The 21310-nt window shown below is 65.5% G+C and carries 10 protein-coding genes; all 10 read left to right on the top strand.

Annotated elements, in window-relative coordinates; all coding sequences use genetic code 11:
- The first annotated feature begins 316 nt into the window (after positions 1 to 316).
- Genes KPL76_RS03975 through KPL76_RS03930 form a run of 10 tightly spaced genes read left to right on the top strand, consistent with a single transcriptional unit; the run spans position 317 to position 21208 of the window.
- Positions 317 to 6346, top strand: a complete 6030-nt coding sequence (locus KPL76_RS03975) for an Ig-like domain-containing protein (RefSeq protein ID WP_216335222.1) — start codon at positions 317 to 319, stop codon at positions 6344 to 6346.
- Between the two features lie 16 nt (positions 6347 to 6362).
- Positions 6363 to 7337: a MoxR family ATPase gene (locus KPL76_RS03970; protein WP_216335221.1), complete on the top strand. Its 975-nt coding sequence runs from the start codon at positions 6363 to 6365 to the stop codon at positions 7335 to 7337.
- Entirely contained in the window at positions 7334 to 8638 is a 1305-nt protein-coding gene (locus KPL76_RS03965) for a DUF58 domain-containing protein (RefSeq protein ID WP_216335220.1), read from the top strand. The genes KPL76_RS03970 and KPL76_RS03965 overlap by 4 nt, the downstream gene beginning before the upstream one ends.
- Positions 8639 to 8641: 3 nt before the next feature.
- Positions 8642 to 10981 carry a transglutaminase family protein gene (locus KPL76_RS03960; protein WP_216335219.1) on the top strand — a complete coding sequence of 780 codons (2340 nt, stop codon included), beginning with the start codon at positions 8642 to 8644 and terminating at the stop codon, positions 10979 to 10981.
- Entirely contained in the window at positions 10978 to 12099 is a 1122-nt protein-coding gene (locus tag KPL76_RS03955) for an RDD family protein (protein WP_216335218.1), read from the top strand. The genes KPL76_RS03960 and KPL76_RS03955 overlap by 4 nt, the downstream gene beginning before the upstream one ends.
- Positions 12096 to 12953: a PP2C family serine/threonine-protein phosphatase gene (locus tag KPL76_RS03950; protein ID WP_253202159.1), complete on the top strand. Its 858-nt coding sequence runs from the start codon at positions 12096 to 12098 to the stop codon at positions 12951 to 12953. Before KPL76_RS03955 ends, KPL76_RS03950 begins: the two co-directional genes overlap by 4 nt.
- A complete protein-coding gene (locus tag KPL76_RS03945) occupies positions 12950 to 14365 on the top strand; it encodes an FHA domain-containing protein (RefSeq protein WP_216335217.1) in 1416 nt (471 codons plus the stop codon). Before KPL76_RS03950 ends, KPL76_RS03945 begins: the two co-directional genes overlap by 4 nt.
- Positions 14362 to 16017, top strand: a complete 1656-nt coding sequence (locus KPL76_RS03940; RefSeq protein WP_216335216.1) for a serine/threonine-protein kinase — start codon at positions 14362 to 14364, stop codon at positions 16015 to 16017. The genes KPL76_RS03945 and KPL76_RS03940 overlap by 4 nt, the downstream gene beginning before the upstream one ends.
- A complete protein-coding gene (locus KPL76_RS03935) occupies positions 16014 to 16739 on the top strand; it encodes a hypothetical protein (protein WP_216335215.1) in 726 nt (241 codons plus the stop codon). Before KPL76_RS03940 ends, KPL76_RS03935 begins: the two co-directional genes overlap by 4 nt.
- A complete protein-coding gene (locus KPL76_RS03930; RefSeq protein WP_216335214.1) occupies positions 16739 to 21208 on the top strand; it encodes an FtsK/SpoIIIE domain-containing protein in 4470 nt (1489 codons plus the stop codon). Before KPL76_RS03935 ends, KPL76_RS03930 begins: the two co-directional genes overlap by 1 nt.
- Positions 21209 to 21310: the final 102 nt, after the last annotated feature.

The following is a 21310-nucleotide window of genomic DNA, read 5'->3' as shown; positions in this document are numbered from 1 at the left end:
ACGTCGGAGGCTGTCGCATAGCGACTCACTGATGCCAACGCGAGACGTCCTTGACTGGATCGAGGCGAATTGTCCCCTCGGAACGAAGTGGGACCCAGGGGACTGAATCACGGTATTCGCCTGCGTCCGAGGGTCTTCACGCTGCAGCGCGTATTGGTTGCCCCTCTCTCGGGTGCCACTGACTTCACAGGCTTGCACGAATTCAATGTGATCGAGAAGCTGATGGGGATTTCTACCCATCGCCCTCATGAGGCGGTGTGCTCCATCATCAGGGGGAGCAGGGAGTCTGCAATTCAATTCCGGGGGAGTCACGCGAGTGCTGAGGGGCATACTGAGCAGAAGACGCTCGCTGATCTCTGTGGCGATCATCTGCTCGTCGTCGCTGGTGCTCGCCCTGATTGCGATCTTCTACCAGGGCTTCAAGACCGCCAATGTCGAACTTAATGACGGCGGGGTGTGGGTCACCAAGGCCAGCGGGCTGCTGGTGGGGCACCTCAACCACCAGTCGCAGGTGCTCGACGAGGGTCTGCGAACGAAGACGGATCAGTTCGACGTTCTGCAGTCGGGCAACACGGTGATGACCGTAGATACCGCCGATTCGACTCTGAACACGATCGACCCAGCGAAGTCGGTCTTCGGCGGCGACGTGACTCTTCCCACGCAGGCGACCGTGGTGCTCGGTGGCGAGACGACGGCGATTCTCGAGCCTGACACGGGTGCGCTCTACGTTGTGCCGGCGTCACAGGTCGACTCGTTCTCGGCGAAGGGCACCGACCCGATGGTGACGCTCGGTGCTGGTTCTGCTGTTGCGGTGGGGCCTGATGGGGCCGTGCGGGCTGTGTCTAGCGACAATCACGAGCTGGTCGTGATCGCACCCGATGGGGTTGGCGGGTACGAGCCGGCCACCAGAACGTCGCTACCGCAATTCGCCGACACCGCGGTGCTGACTATCAGTGCTGTCGGGGCGAACGCGGCCATCTTCGACTCGACGAGTTCGACCCTCTACTTGCCCGGGGGCAAGACCGTTCAGGTTCCGGATGCTGGGGGTGCCGTTCTTCAACAGAGTGGCCCCGACAGCTCGAGTGTTCTGCTCGCCACCCCGACGCAGCTCATCACCCAACCTCTCGACGGCGGTCAGGCCCAGCGAACGGATGCTGGCGCGAAGGGGGTTCCTGCGGCTCCGGTGTACCTCGGCGGATGCGGTTACGCAGCCTGGTCAGGGTCCGCGGAATATGTCAGGGACTGTGCCGGCGACAGCAACGACGTGACGGCTGCCGTGCCCAACCTGCAGCCCGATTCGGTTCTGCGGTTTCGGGTGAACCGTGACGTGGTCGTTCTCAACGACCTCACCAGCGGGCTCATGTGGCTGGTCAATCAGAGCATGCTGCAGGTCGACAACTGGGCCGATGTGACGCCGCCACCGTCGCAGAGCGAACTCGACGACAACGCCGACAACCAAGACCAGATCGCGAACGTCCTGCCCCAGCGTTCGACCGCCAACACTCCTCCGGTTGCCGTCGACGACAGTTTCGGTGTGAGAGCAGGGAGAACGATCATCCTGCCGGTTCTCGACAATGACACCGATGCAGACGGCGATATTCTCACGGCGACACTGTCGGGCAGTCAGCCGTCGATCGGAACCGTCGAGCCGATCTTCGGGGGTTCACAGCTGCAGGTGACGGTGAACGCCGATGCGTCGGGGTCGGCCAGTTTTCGATACAAGGCCGATGACGGCCGGGGAGGCCAGGCCGAGGCCACGGTGACGCTGAGTGTGAGCGCGGCGGGTACGAACCGGCCGCCCGTGCAGAAGCGACCGTCGACGACGACGGTCGAGAACGGCAAGACGACCACTGTCAACGTGATGGCGGACTGGAGCGACCCCGACGGAGACGACCTCATTCTCACGGGAGCTGAGTCGAGCGATACCGACATCGTGACCTTCACGCCCGACGGCAAGGTGACGTATGACGCAGTCGGTGGGGTTGAAGGCCGCAAGACGATTGCGGTATCGGTGTCTGACGGCACCGATACCGCTAAGGGAACGTTGCGCGTCGACGTGAAGGCAGCAGGCTCGACTAAGCCGATTACGAACGGCGATCACTTCACCACCACGGTCGGCCAAGATGTCTTGGTCGCACCGCTGCTGAATGACATCAGCCCGAGCGGTGTCGCGCTGCGGCTGGCGAAAGTGGCGGGCGATGGCAGCCCCGGTACGACGCTGACGCCGGACTACGCCGCGGGAACGTTCACGTTCAACGCAACGGCGGCGAAGACATACTACGTGCAGTATTTCGCGTCGGATGGGCCCAATACGGTCGCCGGTCTGGTGCGCATCGACGTCACGCAGCCGGTGACTTCTGATTCGCCGCCGATCGCGGTTCGAGACCAGGGCCTGCTCACGACCGGGCGAAACGTGCTCGTCGACGTGCTGCAGAACGACTCAGACCCGAATGGGGGAATCCTCGTCGTGCAGTCGGTGTCGGTGCCGGATTCCGCCGGGCTGACCGTTGCGGTGCTCGAACATAGGGTGTTGAAGGTGTCGGCGCGCAATGCGATGACCGGGCCTGTGACGTTCACCTACACGGTGTCGAACGGGGTGTCATCGTCGACCGGGGATGTCGTCATCATTCCCGTGCCGGCCCCGGCGCAGCTCGATCCGCCCGTCGCGGTCGACGACACGGTCAGCGTTCGGGCGGGCGACTATGTCACAATTCCGGTGCTCGCTAACGACTACGACCCTAACGGAGACACGATCACGCTGTCTCCGACGCTGGTGGCCCCACTCGTGTCGCCAGCCGACGGGGATCTGTTCGTGTCCGAAAACACGCTGCGCTTCAAGGCGGGGCCCGTTGCCAAGACCGTGTACGCGACCTATGACGTGATGGATAGCCTCGGTCAGAAAGACGCCGGATACGTCACCATTCGCATTCTGCCGGTCGATGCGGCGTCGAACTCTGCGCCACGACCGTTGCCGTTGACCGCCCGCGTATTGTCGGGAACGACGGTGCGCATTCCCGTGACGCTGACAGGCATCGACCCTGATGGAGACTCGGTCGACCTCGTGGGGCAGGGCACTGCGCCTCAGAAGGGACGCATCACTGAGGTCGGCGACAGCTGGCTGGTCTACGAGGCGTACGCTCAGTCGACCGGAACCGACTCGTTCACCTATGTCGTGCGAGATCGGCCGGGCGCGTCGGCGGTGGGCTCGGTTCTCGTCGGCATTGCCAAGCCCGGCAGTACCAACCAGAACCCGAATGCTGTCGAAGACTCGATCACGGTCAAGCCCGGTCGCGAGGTCGCGGTTCCCGTGCTCGTCAATGACACCGACCCCGATGGTGACCTACTCTCGCTGGTAGACGGCAGCCTGCAGCCCGCCGACGGTGTCACCGCCGAGATCGCGAAAGACCGCGTCGTGGTATCGGCACCCGACAAAGAAGGCACCTACAGCATCGGGTACCAGGTGGCCGATCCGTGGGGCGGAACGGCCTACGGCGTGCTGCAGGTCACCGTCTCGGCGAGCGCGCCGCTGCTGGCGCCGATCGCGCGCGACGACCGAGTCTCGGCTGCCGGAATCGTCGGCCAGACGTCGGTCAGCGTGAATGTGCTGACGAACGACGAAGATCCCGACGGGGTGGCCGACCAGCTCTCGGTCTCGAGCGACGACCCTGCCGTGACGGGGATGAGCAAAGGCAGCGTGACCATAGCGCTGGCCGTAGACCCGCAGATCGTGCTCTACACGGTGACAGACCCTGACGGGCTCACGGCGTCGGCATTCGTGCTGGTGCCTGGCACCGGCGTGGTTCGCCCCACGCTGAAGTCGACGGTGAAGCCCGTTGAGGTCAAGAGTGGGCAGAGCGTCGAGCTCAAACTCAGCGACTACGTCGACGTGGCGAAGGGCAAGACGCCCCGCATCACTGTCGCGAACAAGGTCACCGCGAACCACGCGAACGGTGACGCTCTCATCAAAGATGAGACGACTCTCGTCTACACCCCGGCCGCCGACTACTACGGTCCCGATGCGATCTCGTTCGAGGTGACCGACGGAACGGGGCCCGACGACCCGACCGGCCTCACCTCGGTTCTGGTAATCCCGATCACCGTGCTTGCCCCGTCGAACCGGCCGCCGAGTTTCATCGGCGGAACGGTGAACGTCGCTCCGGGCGAAGACCCGATCACCGTGAACCTTCGGGCGATGTCGAAAGACCCCGACCCTGAAGACCTGCAGAAGCTGAGCTACTCGATCGACGGCAGTGTGCCTGCCGGATTCTCCCTGTCGGTCGACGGCCAGAACCTCAAGGCGAGCGCCGCCTCTGACGCGACGAAGGGCCAGACGGGCACGGTCACGATCGCCGTCAGCGACGGCACTAACAGCCCCGTGACGGGAACGCTCAACCTGTCGGTGAGCGCCTCGACGAGACCGCTGGCCACGACCGCCGACGACATCGTCGACAACGCGGCCCAGGGCAAGGCCGTCACCGTGAGCGTGCTTGGTAACGACACCAGCCCGTTCTCGGGCAAGGCGCTCACGGTCATCGGTGCGACGGTCGAAACAGGTGACGGGTCATCCACATTCACCGGCAATGACGTCACCATCACGCCGAGTAGCACGTTCGTCGGAACGATGGTCGTGCGCTACCGCGTGCAGGATTCGACGAAAGACCCCGACCGCGAAGTCGACGGGCGCGTGCGCCTCACCGTCAAGGGCAAGCCGGGAACACCGTCGACACCCAGTGTGACCTCGATCCAGGACCACACGGTGGTGCTCTCCTGGACGCCTCCGGTCAACAACGGTTCGGTGATCACCTCATACACCGTGCGCAGCGACAAGGGCACGACGAATACCTGCGCCTCGACCACCTGCACCCTGAGCAACCTCACGAACGATGTCGAGTACACGTTCACGGTGACGGCGACGAATGCGATCGGTGAGTCTGACCCATCGCCTGCTTCGGCTGTCGCACGGCCGGATGCACGGCCATCCGCCCCCGCCCCACCCAGTCTTGTCTTCGGTGACAAGAGCCTCACTGTCTCGTGGAACACTCCGGTCACCACAGGGTCTCCTGTGACGAGCTACACGCTTGAGATCTCGCCGCTGCCCGCCTTCGGGTCAGCCCAGCAGACCGTCAGCGGCAACTCGACAGTGTGGACGGGCCTCGAGAACGGCACCGCGTACACCGTGCGCGTTCAGGCGCACAACCGCGCACCAGACCCCTCCGACTGGAGCGGCATGTCGGCGCCGATGGTGCCCGCAGGGGTTCCGGATGCCCCGGGGGCGCCGACGACGTCGGCCGCCCAGCCCGTCGGCGGGCAGGCGCAAATCGCCCTCACCTGGAGCGTACCCAACAACAACGGTGACGCCATCGCGGGCTACACGGTCAACGTTCTGCAGAACGGGGCGGTCGTCAACTCGTTCGCCGCACCGAGCAACTCCGCGAACGCCACTGTCTCGATCTCGCAGACCGACTACACGTTCACCGTGAGCGCCAAGAACAAGGCCGGGCAGGGCGCTACCAGTGGGCAATCCGATGCACGCCGTGCTGCGGCCCCACCGGGAGCGCCGAAGAACGTCGTCGCAACACCCGGAGACGGGGTTCTCGACGTCACCTTCGCTGCGGGCGACCTCAACGGCTCTCGAAGCGACGAGATCACCTACAACTACTCGGTCAACGGCGGCGGTTCCGGTTCGGTCGGTGCGGGAAGCACGAGCATTCACATCGGCGGTCTGCAGAACGGTTCGAGCTACTCGGTGCAGATCTACGAATCGTCGAAGGTGGTGAGCCAGAGCGGCCCGGCGGCGACATCAAATGCGGTCTCACCGTTCGGCAAGCCGATCATCACGCTGCAGGCGGTCAACCGCCAAGACAACGCGGTTCAGTTCGTGTGGAACGTCAACTCGAACGGCAGCGCCCTGAACTCAGCGAGCCCGGGGGTCGACGGCAACGGCAACGGCAATCAGACGAACGGCGGGCTTCAGCCGAGCCAGTCGACGTCGATCCACGTCTCCTACAGCAATGCCGCAGGCACCTCGACGGCCGACTGGTCGGGCAACGCGAACGACCCGCCGCCTATGAGGCTGTGGCTCACAAGGAGCGGCGACACAGTCACGTACCACTGGCAGAACGTCGCAGCGGGGAACTGGACCGACGTTTCAATGTTTCGGTGCTGGAACGTTCCACCCAACACGCAGTCCGGCAATGTCAACAAAGTCGGGAGCGTAGCCGGAAGCTTCAGCACCCCAAATGGGTCGATCACGGTGCCATGTGGCTCTGGTGTTACGGACAGCTTTTCGGTTGAGCCCTGGCGCAACGGACCTTGGCTCCAGATCAATGGGTCGTGGGGCGGATGAAAGAAAGGACGAAGACATGACAATGACCACCGAAGAGGCGCAGTGGTTCGCCGCGACGTTCGAAACGCTCGTCGCCAATGTGGGTAAGGCTGTGCTCGGCAAAAGTCGGGTCATCCAACTCGTTTTGACGGCGATGCTGGCCGAAGGGCATGTGCTGCTCGAAGATGCACCGGGTACGGGTAAGACGATGCTCGCGAAGGCGCTCGCGGCGACGGTGCAGGGTACGAACCAACGCATCCAGTTCACGCCTGACCTTCTCCCGTCTGACGTGACCGGCGTTTCGATCTACGACCAGGATTCGCACCGTTTCGAGTTTCACAAGGGCCCGATCTTCGCGTCGATCGTGCTCGCAGACGAGATCAACCGCGCGTCGCCGAAGACCCAGTCGGCACTGCTCGAGGTGATGGAGGAGTCGCGAATCACTGTCGACGGTGTCGGGCACGCGGTCGGCCGACCGTTCATGGTCATCGCGACCCAGAACCCGATCGAGCAGGCGGGAACCTACCGGCTGCCCGAGGCGCAACTCGACCGCTTTCTGATCAAGACGTCGATCGGCTACCCCGACCTCGCCTCGGCTGAGCTGATTCTGGCGAGCTCAGCGTCGCGCAACCCGGCCGCCGCTCTCACCCCCATGATCACCACCGACGCGGTGGCGGCGATGGCCGACCTCGCGACGACAGTACACACCGACAGCTCGGTGCTGCGGTACACCGCCGAGCTCGCCCAAGAGACGCGCAATTCGTCGGATGCCCGGCTCGGCGTTTCGGTGCGTGGAGCCCTGGCGATGATCCGTTCGGCGAAGGTCTGGGCGGCGGCACAGGGCCGGCCTTACGTCACTCCCGACGACATCAAAGACCTTGCGCCCTCCGTGTGGACCCACCGCATCGTGCTCGACCCCGAGGCGGAGTTCGCCGGCATGACGGCCGAGAAGGTGCTGTCGCGGGTCATGGGCAGTGTCGCCGCGCCGCAGACGAGGCGCCCGGCCGCATGAGCGTCGTCTCGACCATCCGCATCGCACCAGCCCGCATCGCCCGCGGGTTCTCTGGCGCGCGGCAGAGTGCCGGCCGCCTTGTTGCGCCGGCGGTCGAGGTTTCACGCGTGCTCATCTGGCCGCTTATTCGCCCCGCTGTTCTTGCCGCGCGGAGTGTACTGCGGGTGCCGACGGTGTTCGGCTGGGTCGTTCTTGCCCTTGCACTGACGAGCTGGGTCGCCGGTCAGATTCTGGGCTGGCAGGAGCTGCTCGCTGTGGCGCTCGCTGCCACCGCTGTGCTCATGCTCGCGCTGCCGTTCATCGCGGGCCGCTCGGCGTATTCGATCGACCTCGACCTGGCGGCGAATCGTGTGGTCGTGGGCGAGCGTGCCGTCGGTCACGTCGTAGTGGGCAACACGTCGTCGCGAACGCTACTTGCGGCGACGATCGAGCTGCCGGTCGGCAGGGGGTTGGCGTCGTTTCACGTTCCGCGGCTCGGTGCGACTGACATCCACGAAGATCTCTTCACGATTCCTACGCACCGGCGCACCGTTCTGACCGTCGGGCCGGTCAGGTCGGTTCGGGGTGATCCTCTCGGGTTGTTCAGGCGAGTTGTGAACTGGACCGAGCCGGTCGAGCTTTTCGTGCATCCGCGAACCGTCGCTCTCGAGGGTTCGTCGACGGGCTTCTTTCGTGACCTCGAAGGCGAGCCGACCAAAGACCTGTCAAGCGACGACGTGTCGTTTCACGCCCTTCGCGAATACATTCCGGGCGACGACCGACGGCACGTGCACTGGAAGTCGTTCGCGCACACCGGCAAACTCATGGTCAGGCAGTTCGAAGAGACCCGCCGGTCGCACCTCGCCATCGCGCTGTCGCGCAACCCGGCCGACTACGCCACCTCTGACGAATTCGAGCTCGCCGTTTCGGTGTGCGGGTCGCTGGGTGCCCAGGCGCTGCGTGAAGAGAAGCAGCTCACCGTACTCGTTCAGGGCGAGCGGGTGAAGTCGGGCTCACGCAAGCAGTTGCTCGACGGGCTGTCGGCTATCGTCACCGCAGAGTCCCGGTCGACATTCGTGCAGCTCTCTCGGGAGCTGGGGTCGACGGTGCCGAGTGCCTCGGTGGCCGTGCTGCTGTTCGGTGCGACCGCGACACCCGAGCAGATTCGGCTGGCGTCGAGCTACGTGCCCATCGGTGTGCGCGTGATCGCCGTGCTGTGCGGCACGAGCATCGATGTGTCGGCCCGCACGATCGCGGGTGCAGCGGTGCTCTCGCTCGGCGACCTCGGTGAGCTCGCTCGAGGTCTGAGGCGGGCGGCATAGCAGATGAGAGACACCAGCGCACGTGTAGTGGCTCGGCGGGCATCCGCTCAGCTCATCGACCTCGCCTATCTGGCTGCGGTACTCGGTATTTCGGTGCTGGGATTCGCGCCGATCTTCGGCGGGTTCGGGTACCTCATCGGCGGCTTCGGCGGGCTGCTGCTCGGGTTGGGTATCGCCTACCTGGGCGCCCGACTGCGGTGGGACGCACTGGTCGTGGCCGCTGCGACGATCGTCGCCTACTTCGTGCTGGGCGGTGGGCTCGCGCTGCGTTCGACGACGATCGCCGGGGTGATTCCGTCGCTCGACACGCTGAGCGGACTGGCCTTCGGCGCTGTTCTGTCGTGGAAGCAGCTACTCACCGTGCAGGCGCCGGTGGCGGGCTTCGATCAGCTGCTCATCGTGCCTTTTCTTTCGTCGCTTCTCGCCGGTGTCATCTCAGCCAGCCTCGCCCTGCGGTTGCGTCAGCGCTGGGCGACGGCACTGATTCCGGTGGTTGCCTTGTTCGCGCTCTCGATCAGCCTCGGCACCCATGAGACGGTCGAGCCGCTCGTACGGGGCGTTCTGCTCGCGGGGCTGTCGATCGGCTGGGTCGCGTTCAGGCGCGCCGAGTCGCTCGCCGCGGTATCGACAGCAGATGACCTGATCGAATACGAGGGCGACAATGCTCAACCCGTTGCCGCACGCAGTCGACGCGCCGCGCTCGCGGCCGGCCTCATCGTGGTCGGTCTCGTGGTCGGCTTCGCGACGGCCGGCGCCGCACTCCCCGCATCCCAGCGGCACGTCCTGCGCGACACGGTCGTGCCGCCCCTCGACCTGCGAGCCTACCCGAGCCCGCTCGAGTCGTACCGCAAATACGTGCGCGACTTCGCCAGCACGACCCTGTTCACGGTGTCGGGGCTGCCCGACGGGGCCCGCATTCGGCTCGCCACGCTCGACCTCTACGACGGCATCGTTTACAACGTGTCGGGCAGCGGCTCTGAGGGTTCGGGTACCTTCTCCCGTGTCGGAACACAGATCGTCGACACGCGTGCCGGCACCCCCGCCACGATCACCATCACCGACGAGGCCCTGGCCGGCGTCTGGATGCCCGACGTCGGCTACCTCACCGCACTCCGTTTCGGCGGCGATCGTGCAGGTCAGCTCGCCGAGGCGCTGCACTACAACAGTGCAACAGGTGTGGCGGTGACGACTGTACCGCTCGTCGCGGGGGATTCGTACACCGCCGAGGTCATCGTGCCGCCGACATTCACCGACGAACAGCTTGCGGCGACAACTGCCGCACGGCTGACCATGCCGAAGTCATTCGGTATTCCCGACAGCGTGACCGGTGCCGCCGACAACGCCATCGGTGAGGCGACTGGCGCACTCGACCAAGCCCGGGCGCTGGCGACGACGCTGCACACGCAGGGCTTCTTCAGCCATGGGCTGCAGGGTGACACCGTCTCTCGTTCTGGTCACAGCTCCGAGCGCATCAACACCCTGCTCACTGGTGACCAGATGGTCGGCGATGACGAGCAGTACGCCGTGGCGATGGCGCTGGAGGCGACCCAGCTGGGGTTGCCCGCACGAGTGGTGATGGGTTTCTATCCCGCCAATGCCGCGCAGGGTTCTGTTGCGATCACCGGAAGTGATCTGCACGCGTGGGTCGAGGTCGACTTTCAGGGTGCAGGCTGGATGACTTTCGACCCGACGCCTCCGAAAGACCAGACGCCGCAACAGCAGGCGCCCAAGCAGAAGACCAAGCCGCAGCCGCAGGTGCTGCAGCCGCCGCCCCCCGCGCAGGCTCCCGCCGAGCTGCCGCCCGATGTGCTGTCTGACAACCAGAAACAGAAGACACCGACCGACGACTGGGCAGGCATCTGGGCTATCGCCGGAGTAGCGGTGAACGTCTTGATCGTGCTGGCCATTCTGATCGGGCCGATCGTCGTGATCGGGGTGCTGAAGGCCAGGCGTCGACGGCGACGCGCAACCGCGGGTCGGCCGAGTGACAGGCTGAGCGGCGGATGGTCAGAGGTCGTCGACACGGCCGTCGACCTCGGTGCGTCGCTGACGCCCGGCACCACGCGCAGAGAAGGTGCGACGGCGATCGCCGAACGCTTCCCCGAATCGGGAGTGACGACGCTGGCGGCCGAGGTCGACCATGGGGTGTTTGGCCCCGGTGAACCGTCTGACGAGCAGGTGGCGGTGTTCTGGAGCGAAGTCGACGTCATCGTGCGGGCGATGAAGAAATCGGTCTCGCGTTGGCGCCGGGCGCGCGGTCGGCTGTCTCTTCGGTCGTTCTGGGACGAGTGGATGCGCCGTGCCGCACGGTTCACCGAGAAACGAAAGCGAGCAAGACGATGAGCCTGGTTACCGGCCAGCGAGCTGCGCTGGAGCAGCAGAGCGCGACGATGGGTTCGCGGGCAGGCGCTTATGTGCTCGACATGTTGTGGGTCAGCCTGATTCCGTTCGTCGTGCAGATCGGGTTCACCGTAGCGGCCGGCGGGGCTATCGGTCGCGGGGACTATTCTGCCTACTCGACGATGATCTCGCTCGCGGTGTGGATTCCACTCATCTTGCGAATCGTGCTGGGGCTGTTCTACCTCGGGGCACTCGGGTCGGGTCAGACGCCGGGCATGAAGGCCACGAAGATTCGGCTGGTTCGGCTCGACACGATGGGTGAGCCGGGGTTCTGGCGGGCGCTCGGCCGGCTCATCATCTTCTCGCTGACCTTCTACATCATCGTCGGACCGCTCTCGCCCCTGTTCGATTCGACGGGGGCACGGCGCGGGTGGCACGATCAGGCGTCGGGCACGTGGATGCTGCGGGACACGGAGGGCGGCGCAGTCGGCGGTGTCAGTGTGGCCGGTGCGGGGGTGTCCGATGCCGGGATGGCTGCGGTTCCCGAGGTGGCGCCCGTGTACCAGGTTCCGGTGGTGCCCGTTGCGCCTGAGGTTGCCCCCGTGTATCAGGTGCCCGTTGCGGCTGCGGCTCCCTCGGCGCCTGTGTACCGAGCAGCGGCCGTTGCGCCGGCCCCGATTTCGAGCGTGCCCGGGTCTGTGATTCCTTCGATGATCCCTGCGGGGATCTCGGTTGGCGACAATTTTTCCCGGGATGATCTCGATGAGACTCGGGCGGCCCCGCCGGTGCGCTCGCAACCCCGATGGGTATTCGGCGTCGACTCCGGCGAGGATGTCGTGCTCACCGGGTCGGGTTTGATCGGTCGAAATCCGCAAGGCACGGGCGACATGACCCAGCTCGTTTCGCTGCTCGACCACACCAAGTCGATGTCGAAGACCCACGCCGCTTTCATCATCGACGGCGATCGCCTCGGTGTCATCGACCGCCATTCGACGAACGGAACCCGCGTTGAGCGGCGGGGCTACCCCGAGATCCCCGTGGGAGTCGACCTTCCGGTGTATCTCAGCCCGGGTGACGTTCTGCTCCTGGGCGATCGGCGCGTCACAGTGAGTACCCGGTGACCGACATCGGTACTGAGCCGCCGATTGTGGTCAACGTCGGTTCGGCGACCGACAAGGGACTTCGCCGTGCCCTGAACGAAGACTCCTTTCTCGCCAGCGGAACACTCTTTCTCGTTGCAGACGGCATGGGTGGTCACGATGCGGGAGAGGTCGCCAGCGCCACAGTGATCGAGGTCTACACCCGGCTTGCGTCTCAGCCGAGCATCTCGCTCGAAGAGATGCAGCTGGCCTTCACCGATGCGGCCGAACGAGTGCGCCTGCTACCCGAAGGCCGAGGCGCCGGTGCCGGCACCACGCTCAGCGGCGTCGCCGTCGCCCAGGTCGACGAGGCAGCGTATTGGCTGATGATCAACCTGGGCGATTCACGAACCTACCGGCTCGCTGAGGGGCAGTTCGAACAGATCAGCGTCGACCACTCCCTCGTTCAGGAGCGCGTCGAACGTGGCGAGCTCACCTCAGAGCAGGCAACCAGAGACGCCCAGCGCAACGTGGTCACGCGTGCGATCGGTGCCGGCAGCGACAGCCAGCCCGACTACTGGTACATTCCGGCGTCTGCGGGTGACCGCCTGCTGGTCTGCTCCGACGGACTGACCGGCGAGCTCACAGACGATCACATTCAGCAGATTCTGCGCGATGAGGTCGCTCCGCAGGCGGCGGCAACGCGCCTGGTGCATGAATCGCTGCTGCACGGCGGTCGCGACAACGTGACGGCTGTTGTCGTTGACGCGGTGTCGGTGGCAGGGCACGAGGTCGGCAGCGAGACACTTCCTCACCTGCCCCTTCCCCGCGAATCAAGGCGTGACGACCTCAACGACACGGTTCCGCGGTCGGAGACACACGGGGCGACCTCGTGACCCACCGCTATGCCCCGGGAGCCTGGTTCGGCATCGTCGCTGACGGGGGAGTCGCGCTGCTTCCCGCGCTCAGTTCCCCGAAACTGCTGCACGAGGTCTACGAGGCGCTGAAAGAGGGTAAAGGACTCGGCGCGCTCCTCGAGGCGCTCACCGGAACCTTCGGAACCAGCCTCGCCGACCTGCCCTCGTTCGCGGTCGTCGCGTTCGTCGGCGATGAGGTATTGATTGCCGTCAGAGGCCCGCTCTCGGTGTTCATCGAAGGAGACGCCGACGTCGGGTCGTTCGCTGTATCGGGCGCCCGCGTCACCACTTGGAGTGAGAGCATCTCGACGACACCTCGGTCTGTCGTCATCTCATCGATGCCAGCCGGTGCCATCGACTTCATACTCCCGATCGACAGCGGAGTCGTTCTCTGCGCGGGTGTCGAGTGCATGCTCTCAGAGTCATCGCCGCGCGTGCCCGCTGTCGTGTCACCTCTGCCCGTCGTGGCGCCGGTTCAGCCCGAGGCCATCGGGCCGGTCGTAGCTCCGAAGGTCGACCCCGTCCCGGTTGAAACCCCCGTCTCGGTCGAAACCGCGACGGGGGAGAGCGTAGGGGCTCCGAGCGTTTCTGTAGAGACAGCGACCCCATTCGATGACACCACGGGGCTGCTGTACGACGAGATGCTGTCGGGAGAGACCGTGGCGTCCTCGGTCGAGCGAGCAGCTGTGCGCCCGAGCGATGAACCAGAAACAGAACCAGAACCAGAATCAGAACGTGTGGATGTCCGTCGCTCAGTCGGGCCCGTCATCACCGTGAAGGCACCCGCGCTGCCTCCGCCTCCCATGCCCAACCCGTCGCCCGCGCCCGGAGGGATGATTGTCGGCGTTCCTCGATTCGGCAGTGGCATCTCTGCCGAACTCCAGAGCGACTTCATCCCCGAGGCCCAGGGCGATCATGACGGTGAGACCGTGTCGATGGAGCAGGTACAGGCATTGCGGGCTGCAGCCGCACGTGAGAGTGCGGGGTTCGCAGGGCAGAGTGGGTCAGCTGGGCCCCCCGCATCATCAGCGGGTGTCGCCCCCGCCGTGAGTGCGGGCAGGCTGCTGGTGTCGACGGGCGCCGAAGTCGAACTCGATCGTGACGTCGTCATCGGGCGCAAGCCGAGCGCGGGTCGTGTCTCGGCAGGGTCTATGCCGCACCTTGTGACCGTGCCGAGCCCCGACCAAGACATCTCGCGCAACCATCTCGCCATTCGCCGGGAAGGCATCCATGTCTTCGCCGTGGACCTCGATACGACGAACGGAACCCGACTGTACCGGCCCGGCAGGGCCCCCGAACGGCTGCATCCGCAAGAGCCGACCATGTTGGCGAACGGCGACCTGCTCGATCTGGGTGATGGGGTCTCTGTGGTCTTCGAGGCTCCACAATGAGCGCGCGTCGGGCCCCGAGCATCCCGCCAGATCTTGCTGGCTTCACGTATGTCAAGAACCTCGGGAGTGGTGGCTTCGCGGATGTGTTTCTCTACCAAGAGCCGCTGAAGAGACCGGTCGCGGTGAAGGTACTGCTGACCGACAAACTTCGTTCGGGTGCCGTGGAGGAGTTCACGGCCGAAGCCAACCTGATGGCGATGCTCTCGACCCACCCGTCGATCGTCACCATCTACCAGGCGGGTGTCTCCACTGACGGGCGACCGTACCTGGTCATGGAGTACTGCTCACGCCCCAACCTGCATGTGCGTTTCACACGTGAGCGGTTCAGTGTCAGTGAGGCGATCCGAATCGGCATCCAGGTGGCTGGAGCGGTCGAGACGTCGCATCGGGCCGGGATTCTGCATCGCGACATCAAGCCCGCGAATATTCTCGTAACAGAATACAACCGCCCGGCACTGACCGACTTCGGAATCTCGGCCACCACGACCGACGGCAGCGCTACGTCGACGGGAATGTCGATTCCGTGGTCGCCGCCCGAGTCGTTCGCCGTTCCGGCGTGGAGCGGCCCGCAATCCGATGTCTACGCGCTCTCCGCAACCATCTACACCCTGCTTGCCGGTCGCTCGCCATTCGAGTTGCCCGGTGCAACCAACACGAGCGCCACGGTCATCAACCGCATCGAGAACATGGCGCTGCCCCCACTTGGCCGCGAAGATGTGCCCGTTTCGCTCGACGAGGTGCTCGCGCGCTCGATGAGCAAGAATCCGGCCGACCGGCCGCCGACAGCCATCGAGTTTGCGCACCTACTGCAGCGCGTGCAGATCGAGCTCGGAATGTCGATGACGCAGGTCGAGGTGAGCGAAGAGGTCATAGACCTGATCGACGACCGCGACGAAGACGCGGGCCTCACCCGAGTGCGCAACATCGCGAACATCGATCCAGAGAGCACGCCCCCGGTGCGCCCGCGGCGTTCGGGCGCCGACGATCCCAGCGGTTCGCGCAGTGGATTCGGTGCGGGTCTCGACGCTCGAACCGGTGATCGCTCTGCGCCGCCGATCACCTCGGTACCGGGTCTTGACGCAACCGTGGCGAAGGGGGCGCCCCGAAACCAGCCGCTCGAGTGGGTGCGGCCGCCGGCCGTAGAAGCTCCTGAACTCGGGGAGACCCAGCGTCGGCCCAAGAATGCTCCGGCGGGTGACGTGCAACGCGGTGGCGCCGCGGCTTCGGCCACGCCGCTACGACGCTGGTTGCTGCCCACCATCGTCGCGGGCTCGCTCGTGGTGCTCGGTGCGAGCATCGTCACGGCCGTGCTGGTGACCGGGAATCCGGCGACAACTCCACCCCAGGTGCCGACGACGTCAGATACGCCCGTCGATCCGCTCGTAGACTCTGCCGTACCGACACCGGGGTCGCTGAGCGGCGCCGTCGGCCCCGGGGGCGTTGTCTTCACCTGGGTGAACCCTTTGCCGCAGGCCGGCGATCTGTACCTGTGGGATGTCGTCACTGCTGGCCAGCCCGGGCCGGTCGCAACGGTCGATTCTCCGACCGTGACCGTGCCGGCTGACGCGTCGGGTTCGACATGCATCGAGGTCTCGATCAGACGCCAGAACGGCCAGGCGTCGGCGACCCCCGCCGCCGGATGTGCGCCATGAGCAGCGTGGATGCGGCACGCACCCGTGATGGTGTCAGCGTGGAATACTGCGGCGAATGGTTCTCGCTCGAGGCCGACACGGTCTTCTCGATCGGCCGCGACGCCGACCTCGGCATCGACGACAACCAGTTTCTGCACCGTCGTTTTCTCGAGATTCACTACACCGACGGCCTCTGGTGGCTGTCGAATGTCGGTACCCGGCTGTCGGCGACGGTATCTGACGGCGAGGGTCGTGTTCAGGCCTGGCTCGCGCCGGGTGCGCGCCTGCCCGTGGTGTTCTCGACGTTAGTGGTCATCTTCACTGCCGGCCCGACGACCTACGAGTTCACGGTGCACGCGTCGCAGCCGACGTTCTCTGACAGCGGCTTGGGTGAGGCCGCCAGCGGAGTGACCACCGTAGGGGCCGTGACGTTCACGCCGTCGCAGAAGCTGGTCATCCTGGCCCTTGCTGAACCGATGCTGCTGCGCGAAGGCACGGGAATGAGCGAGCTGCCGACGTCGGTGATGGCAGCCAAGCGGCTGGGCTGGGCAAGCACCCGGTTCAACCGCAAGCTCGACAACGTGTGCGACAAGCTCGATCGTGCCGGCGTTCAGGGCCTGCGTGGCGGGCTGACCTCGTACGCCACCAACCGACGGGCGCGCCTGATCGAGCACGCCATCGCGACCCGCATCGTCACCCGTATCGACCTGCCGTTGCTCGACGCACCCCAGAACGAGGACTGATGCGCGTAAAAGTCACACTCAAACGTGCCGGTGAGTCCGATGTCGACGTCGAGATCACCGCCGATTCGACGGCGCTGGTCAAAGACATCGCTTCGGCGCTCTTCGTCGCCGACCCGCTGCGCTCGGGCGCAACCGAAGAGCCGAACCTGACGATTCAGACTGGCGGCACGAATGCCACCGGCGTTTCGACGCCTGTGCGACTTCTCGACCCGGATTCTGATCTCGCGGAGTCAGGGCTGCGCTCTGGTTCGAGCATCGAGTTGGTCTACGCCGGAAGCGATTTCATTCGCCCCGGCGAGCAACGGGGACAGGCGGCGGCCCGGGTGACTGTGGTGGCAGGGCCCGATCGGGGCAAGACGTTCGACCTCCCCTTCGGCGCGAGCACGATCGGCCGCGACTACGGGGTTGACGTTCGGCTGGGCGACTCTCTCGTCTCGAAACGGCACGCCCGCGTCAACGTCTCGGAGTATGTCGAGATCATCGATCTCGAATCGGCGAACGGCACACTGCTCGGCGGGCAACAGATCGTTCGCGCCTCACTGACATCGTCTGACGTGGTCACGGTCGGCGAGACAATGCTGAGCGTCGCGCCCCTCTTGCGGCTCGGGTCAGCAGAGCAGAGTGGGTCCGTCGTCGAGTTCGTGCGCAACCCTCGCGTTGTCGCTCGATTCCCGGGAATCGAGATCGTCGCACCGACGCCGCCCAAGCTGCCAGCTCGGCAGCGATTTCCTTACCTGTCGATCGTCGCGCCGATCATTATGGGCGTTGTTCTCTACGTGATCACCCAGCAGCTGGCGAGTCTTCTGTTCGTGGCTCTGAGCCCACTTCTCATTGTGGGAACGTTCATCGACACGAAGCTCTCGAATGGCCGCATGCTGAAATCCCAGACCCAGCAGTTCGGTGCGGCGATGGAGGCGAGTGCCCAGCGGCAGGCACAGGCTCACGCTGCCGAGCGGGCCGCACGCAATGCGGAGTCACCGTCGGTCACCGAGGTTGTCGAATCGATGCGTCGGCACACGCCGACGATGTGGGCTGTTCGGCCCGAGCACGAAACGTTTCTCACTGCTCGTCTCGGCACCGGAACTGCACCGTCTCGAAGCTCCCTCGTTCTGCCCGGCAGCAACGAGACGCTGCCCGTGCACTGGGCGCGGCTCGAGGCGGCTGCAATTGAGTTCAGCACGATCGACGACGTTCCCTTCGTGGTCGACTGGAGGTCGACGGGTGCCTTGGGCCTTGCGGGCTCGCGAGACGTACTCGACGGTGTCGCCCGGGGCGTCGTTCTGCATGTCGCAGGCCTGCATTCGCCGGCCGAGCTTGTCATCGCGGCGATCGTTTCGGCACGCTCGCTTCCCGTGTGGGAGTGGCTGAAATGGATGCCGCACACCTCATCAGCGCACAGCCCTCTGGTTGGCGACCACCTGGCCGACAACCCCGTCGCGGTGCAGGCCCTGCTTGCCCGCCTCGAAGAACTGATCGAGCAGCGAACCGCGGGCGCGGCCCCTGCCCCTCGGGGCAGGCTGAAGTCAGGCGCGGCAGAGGCGGGCGACGATGAGAATACGCCGCTGCCGTTTCTGCCCTCTGTGATCGTCATCATCGAGAACGACGCGCAGATCGATCGCGCACGGGCAACGCGACTCGCCGAGCGAGGCGCCGATGCCAACGTGCACTTCATCTGGTGCGCGGCGTCGGCTGACCAGTTGCCGGCCGTCTGCAGAACATTCTTGAGCCTCACGCCCGACGGTGATGCCGCGGTCGGCCACGTAAGGCTGGGCGAGCAGTCGCACCCGATTCGCACGGAAACCGTCGATCTGAACACCGCCCACCTTCTCGCCCGAGCGCTTTCGCCCGTAATCGACGTCGGTTCGCCCGTCGACGACGAGTCAGACCTCCCGAGATCGATCGCCTACTCCGCCCTGAGTGGCCCCGAGCTGATCAACGAACCCGCAGCGGTGATTGATCGGTGGCGCGAGAACGGCTCGTTGGTTGTTCGCGACGGCTCACCGCCGGTTCGCCGCAAGGCGGAGGGAAACCTGCGCGCCCTCGTGGGGTACTCGGGTACCGGGGCATTCCACCTCGACCTCAGAACCCAGGGCCCGCACGCCCTGGTCGGCGGCACAACAGGGGCAGGCAAGAGTGAGTTTCTACAATCGTGGGTGCTCGGCCTCGCCGCAGCTCACAGCCCCGACCGGGTCACCTTTCTCTTCGTCGACTACAAGGGCGGGGCGGCTTTCGCCGATTGTGTTCTACTGCCGCACACCGTGGGCTTGGTCACCGACCTCTCGCCTCACCTTGTTCGCCGAGCCCTGACTTCGTTGCGGGCAGAACTGCGGTTCCGCGAGCACCTGCTGCAGCGCAAGAAAGCCAAGGATCTCGTCTCGCTCGAGAAGCAGGGTGACCCCGAGACGCCGCCCAGCCTGCTCATTTTCGTCGACGAGTTCGCCGCTCTGGCCACCGAGGTACCGGAATTCGTCGACGGCATCGTCGATGTGGCGCAGCGTGGCCGTTCGCTCGGGCTGCACCTCATCCTCGCGACCCAGCGGCCGGCCGGCGTCATCAAAGACAATCTGCGGGCCAATACGAACCTGCGCATCGCATTGCGCATGGCCGACGCCGAAGACTCCACCGACATTCTGGGCACCCCGATCGCCGCCTCCTTCGACCCGACGATTCCGGGCCGGGGAACGGCCAAGACAGGCCCCGGTCGACTCGCTGCCTTCCAGACCGGGTATGCGGGTGGCTGGACAGACGGCGAGCCACCTCGGCCCCGCGTCGACATCCGCGAGATCGGCTTCGGCAGCGGCGCGGTGTGGGATGTACCCGAGCTCGAGGCGGCGGTCGTCGCCGACCCCGGCCCGACCGACATCTCCCGCATCGTGTCGACGATCGCTCGGGCATCCGAGGGTGCAGGGGTTCCGGCACCCCGGCGACCGTGGCTCGATGAGCTGGCGGCCGTCTATGACTTCCGGCTCGTACCCAACCCGCGAACGGATGCGCGGCTGGTCATCGGCGTCGTCGACGACCCTGCATCGCAGTCGCAGCCGACGTGCTTCTACGAACCCGATCGTGACGGCAACATGGCGATCTTCGGCACGGGCGGCTCGGGGAAAAGCGCAGCACTCCGCACCATCGCTGTGGCCGCGTCGGTCACCCTTCGGGGAGGCCCAGTGCAGGTCTACGGCCTCGACTTCGGCGCCGGCGGGCTGCGGATGCTCAAAGACCTTCCGCACGTCGGCTCGATCGTCTCTGGCGACGACGACGAACGGGTCGTGAGGCTGCTGCGCAAGCTGCGCGACCTCGTCGAAGATCGAGCGAAACGGTACGCCGAACTCGGTGCGGGAACGATCGGGGAGTACCGGCAGCTCGCGTCGAAGCCCGCTGAGCCGCGCATCCTGCTGCTCATCGATGGAATGGCCGCCTTTCGTGAGGCCTACGAATTCGCCTCAAACTCGAGCTGGTTCACGGTCTTCGCCCAGATCGCCGCCGACGGGCGCCAGCTGGGCGTGCACATCGTGATGACGGGCGACAGGCCGAATTCCATTCCCACCTCGATCGGATCGACGGTTCAGAAGCGCATCGTGCTGCGGCTGGCCACCGAAGACGACTACCTGATGCTCGGGGTCGCCAAAGACGTGCTGACGATGGCGTCGCCTCCGGGGCGAGGCATCGTCGACGGCAATGAGGTGCAGCTTGCGATTCTCGGGTCGAGTTCGAACGTCGCCGTCCAGGCGAGGCAGATGAAGGCGCTCGGGGCGAGCATGCAGAGGCAGAAGCTTGCAGCCGCGCCGCCGATCGAGCGGCTCGGCGACATGATTCCGCTCGCCTCCTTGCCCGGCCGCGACGGTGACGGCAGCCCCGTCATCGGCGTGGAAGACGCGTACCTGTCACCCATCGGAATCGGCACCACGGGAACGTTCATGCTCTCCGGGCCTCCCGGCAGCGGTCGCACGACGGCTTTGGCGACCATCGCGGATTCTCTGCGCAGAGACCCGCGGATCATCCATCTCGCGTTCTTCAGCCCCCGCCGCACCCCCCTCAGCCGAGGTCGCACCTGGGATGCGTCTGCGACCGACATCGACGCAGCGAGCGCGAGCGCCGCGGCTCTCATCCAGCGTCTCGAATCCGGTCAGCTCGAGCCCGGAAGTGTGGCGATTCTGATCGAGAACGTCACTGAATACACCGGCTCTGACGCCGAGGCCGCCATCGACAGGCTCATCAAGATGGCCGCCCGAACCGAGCAGTTGGTGGTCGGCGAGTCTGAGACCTCGACCTGGTCGCAGGCCTGGACGTTGGCTGCGCCATTCAAAGCCGGTCGCAGGGGTCTGCTCCTCACGCCAGGAGACCTCGACGGCGACACTCTGCTCGGAACCTCGACAGGCCGAATCAGGCGAGCGGACTTTCCGCCAGGCCGCGGCTTCCTCGTCGCGGGGGGCCGATCGATGAAGATCCAGGTGGCGATCAGTGAATCGTGACCCGCCTGCATGGGGAACTGAACCCATCGACCCGGCCGTGGCCGGAGCCATATCGTGACACACATACCGCACCATCCGCAGTATCAGCTCTACCCACACATC

The organism is Subtercola sp. PAMC28395, assembly GCF_018889995.1.
Lineage (GTDB): Bacteria > Actinomycetota > Actinomycetes > Actinomycetales > Microbacteriaceae > Subtercola.
The sequence above is the reverse complement of the archived record's forward strand: the minus strand, read 5'-3'. Positions and strand labels throughout refer to the sequence as shown.

Coding starts and splice junctions, on each gene's coding strand:
- KPL76_RS03970 (WP_216335221.1), top strand. CDS start 6,363: ATGACAATGACCACCGAAGAGGCGCAGTGGTTCGCCGCGACGTTCGAA.
- KPL76_RS03965 (WP_216335220.1), top strand. CDS start 7,334: ATGAGCGTCGTCTCGACCATCCGCATCGCACCAGCCCGCATCGCCCGC.
- KPL76_RS03960 (WP_216335219.1), top strand. CDS start 8,642: ATGAGAGACACCAGCGCACGTGTAGTGGCTCGGCGGGCATCCGCTCAG.
- KPL76_RS03955 (WP_216335218.1), top strand. CDS start 10,978: ATGAGCCTGGTTACCGGCCAGCGAGCTGCGCTGGAGCAGCAGAGCGCG.
- KPL76_RS03940 (WP_216335216.1), top strand. CDS start 14,362: ATGAGCGCGCGTCGGGCCCCGAGCATCCCGCCAGATCTTGCTGGCTTC.
- KPL76_RS03935 (WP_216335215.1), top strand. CDS start 16,014: ATGAGCAGCGTGGATGCGGCACGCACCCGTGATGGTGTCAGCGTGGAA.
- KPL76_RS03930 (WP_216335214.1), top strand. CDS start 16,739: ATGCGCGTAAAAGTCACACTCAAACGTGCCGGTGAGTCCGATGTCGAC.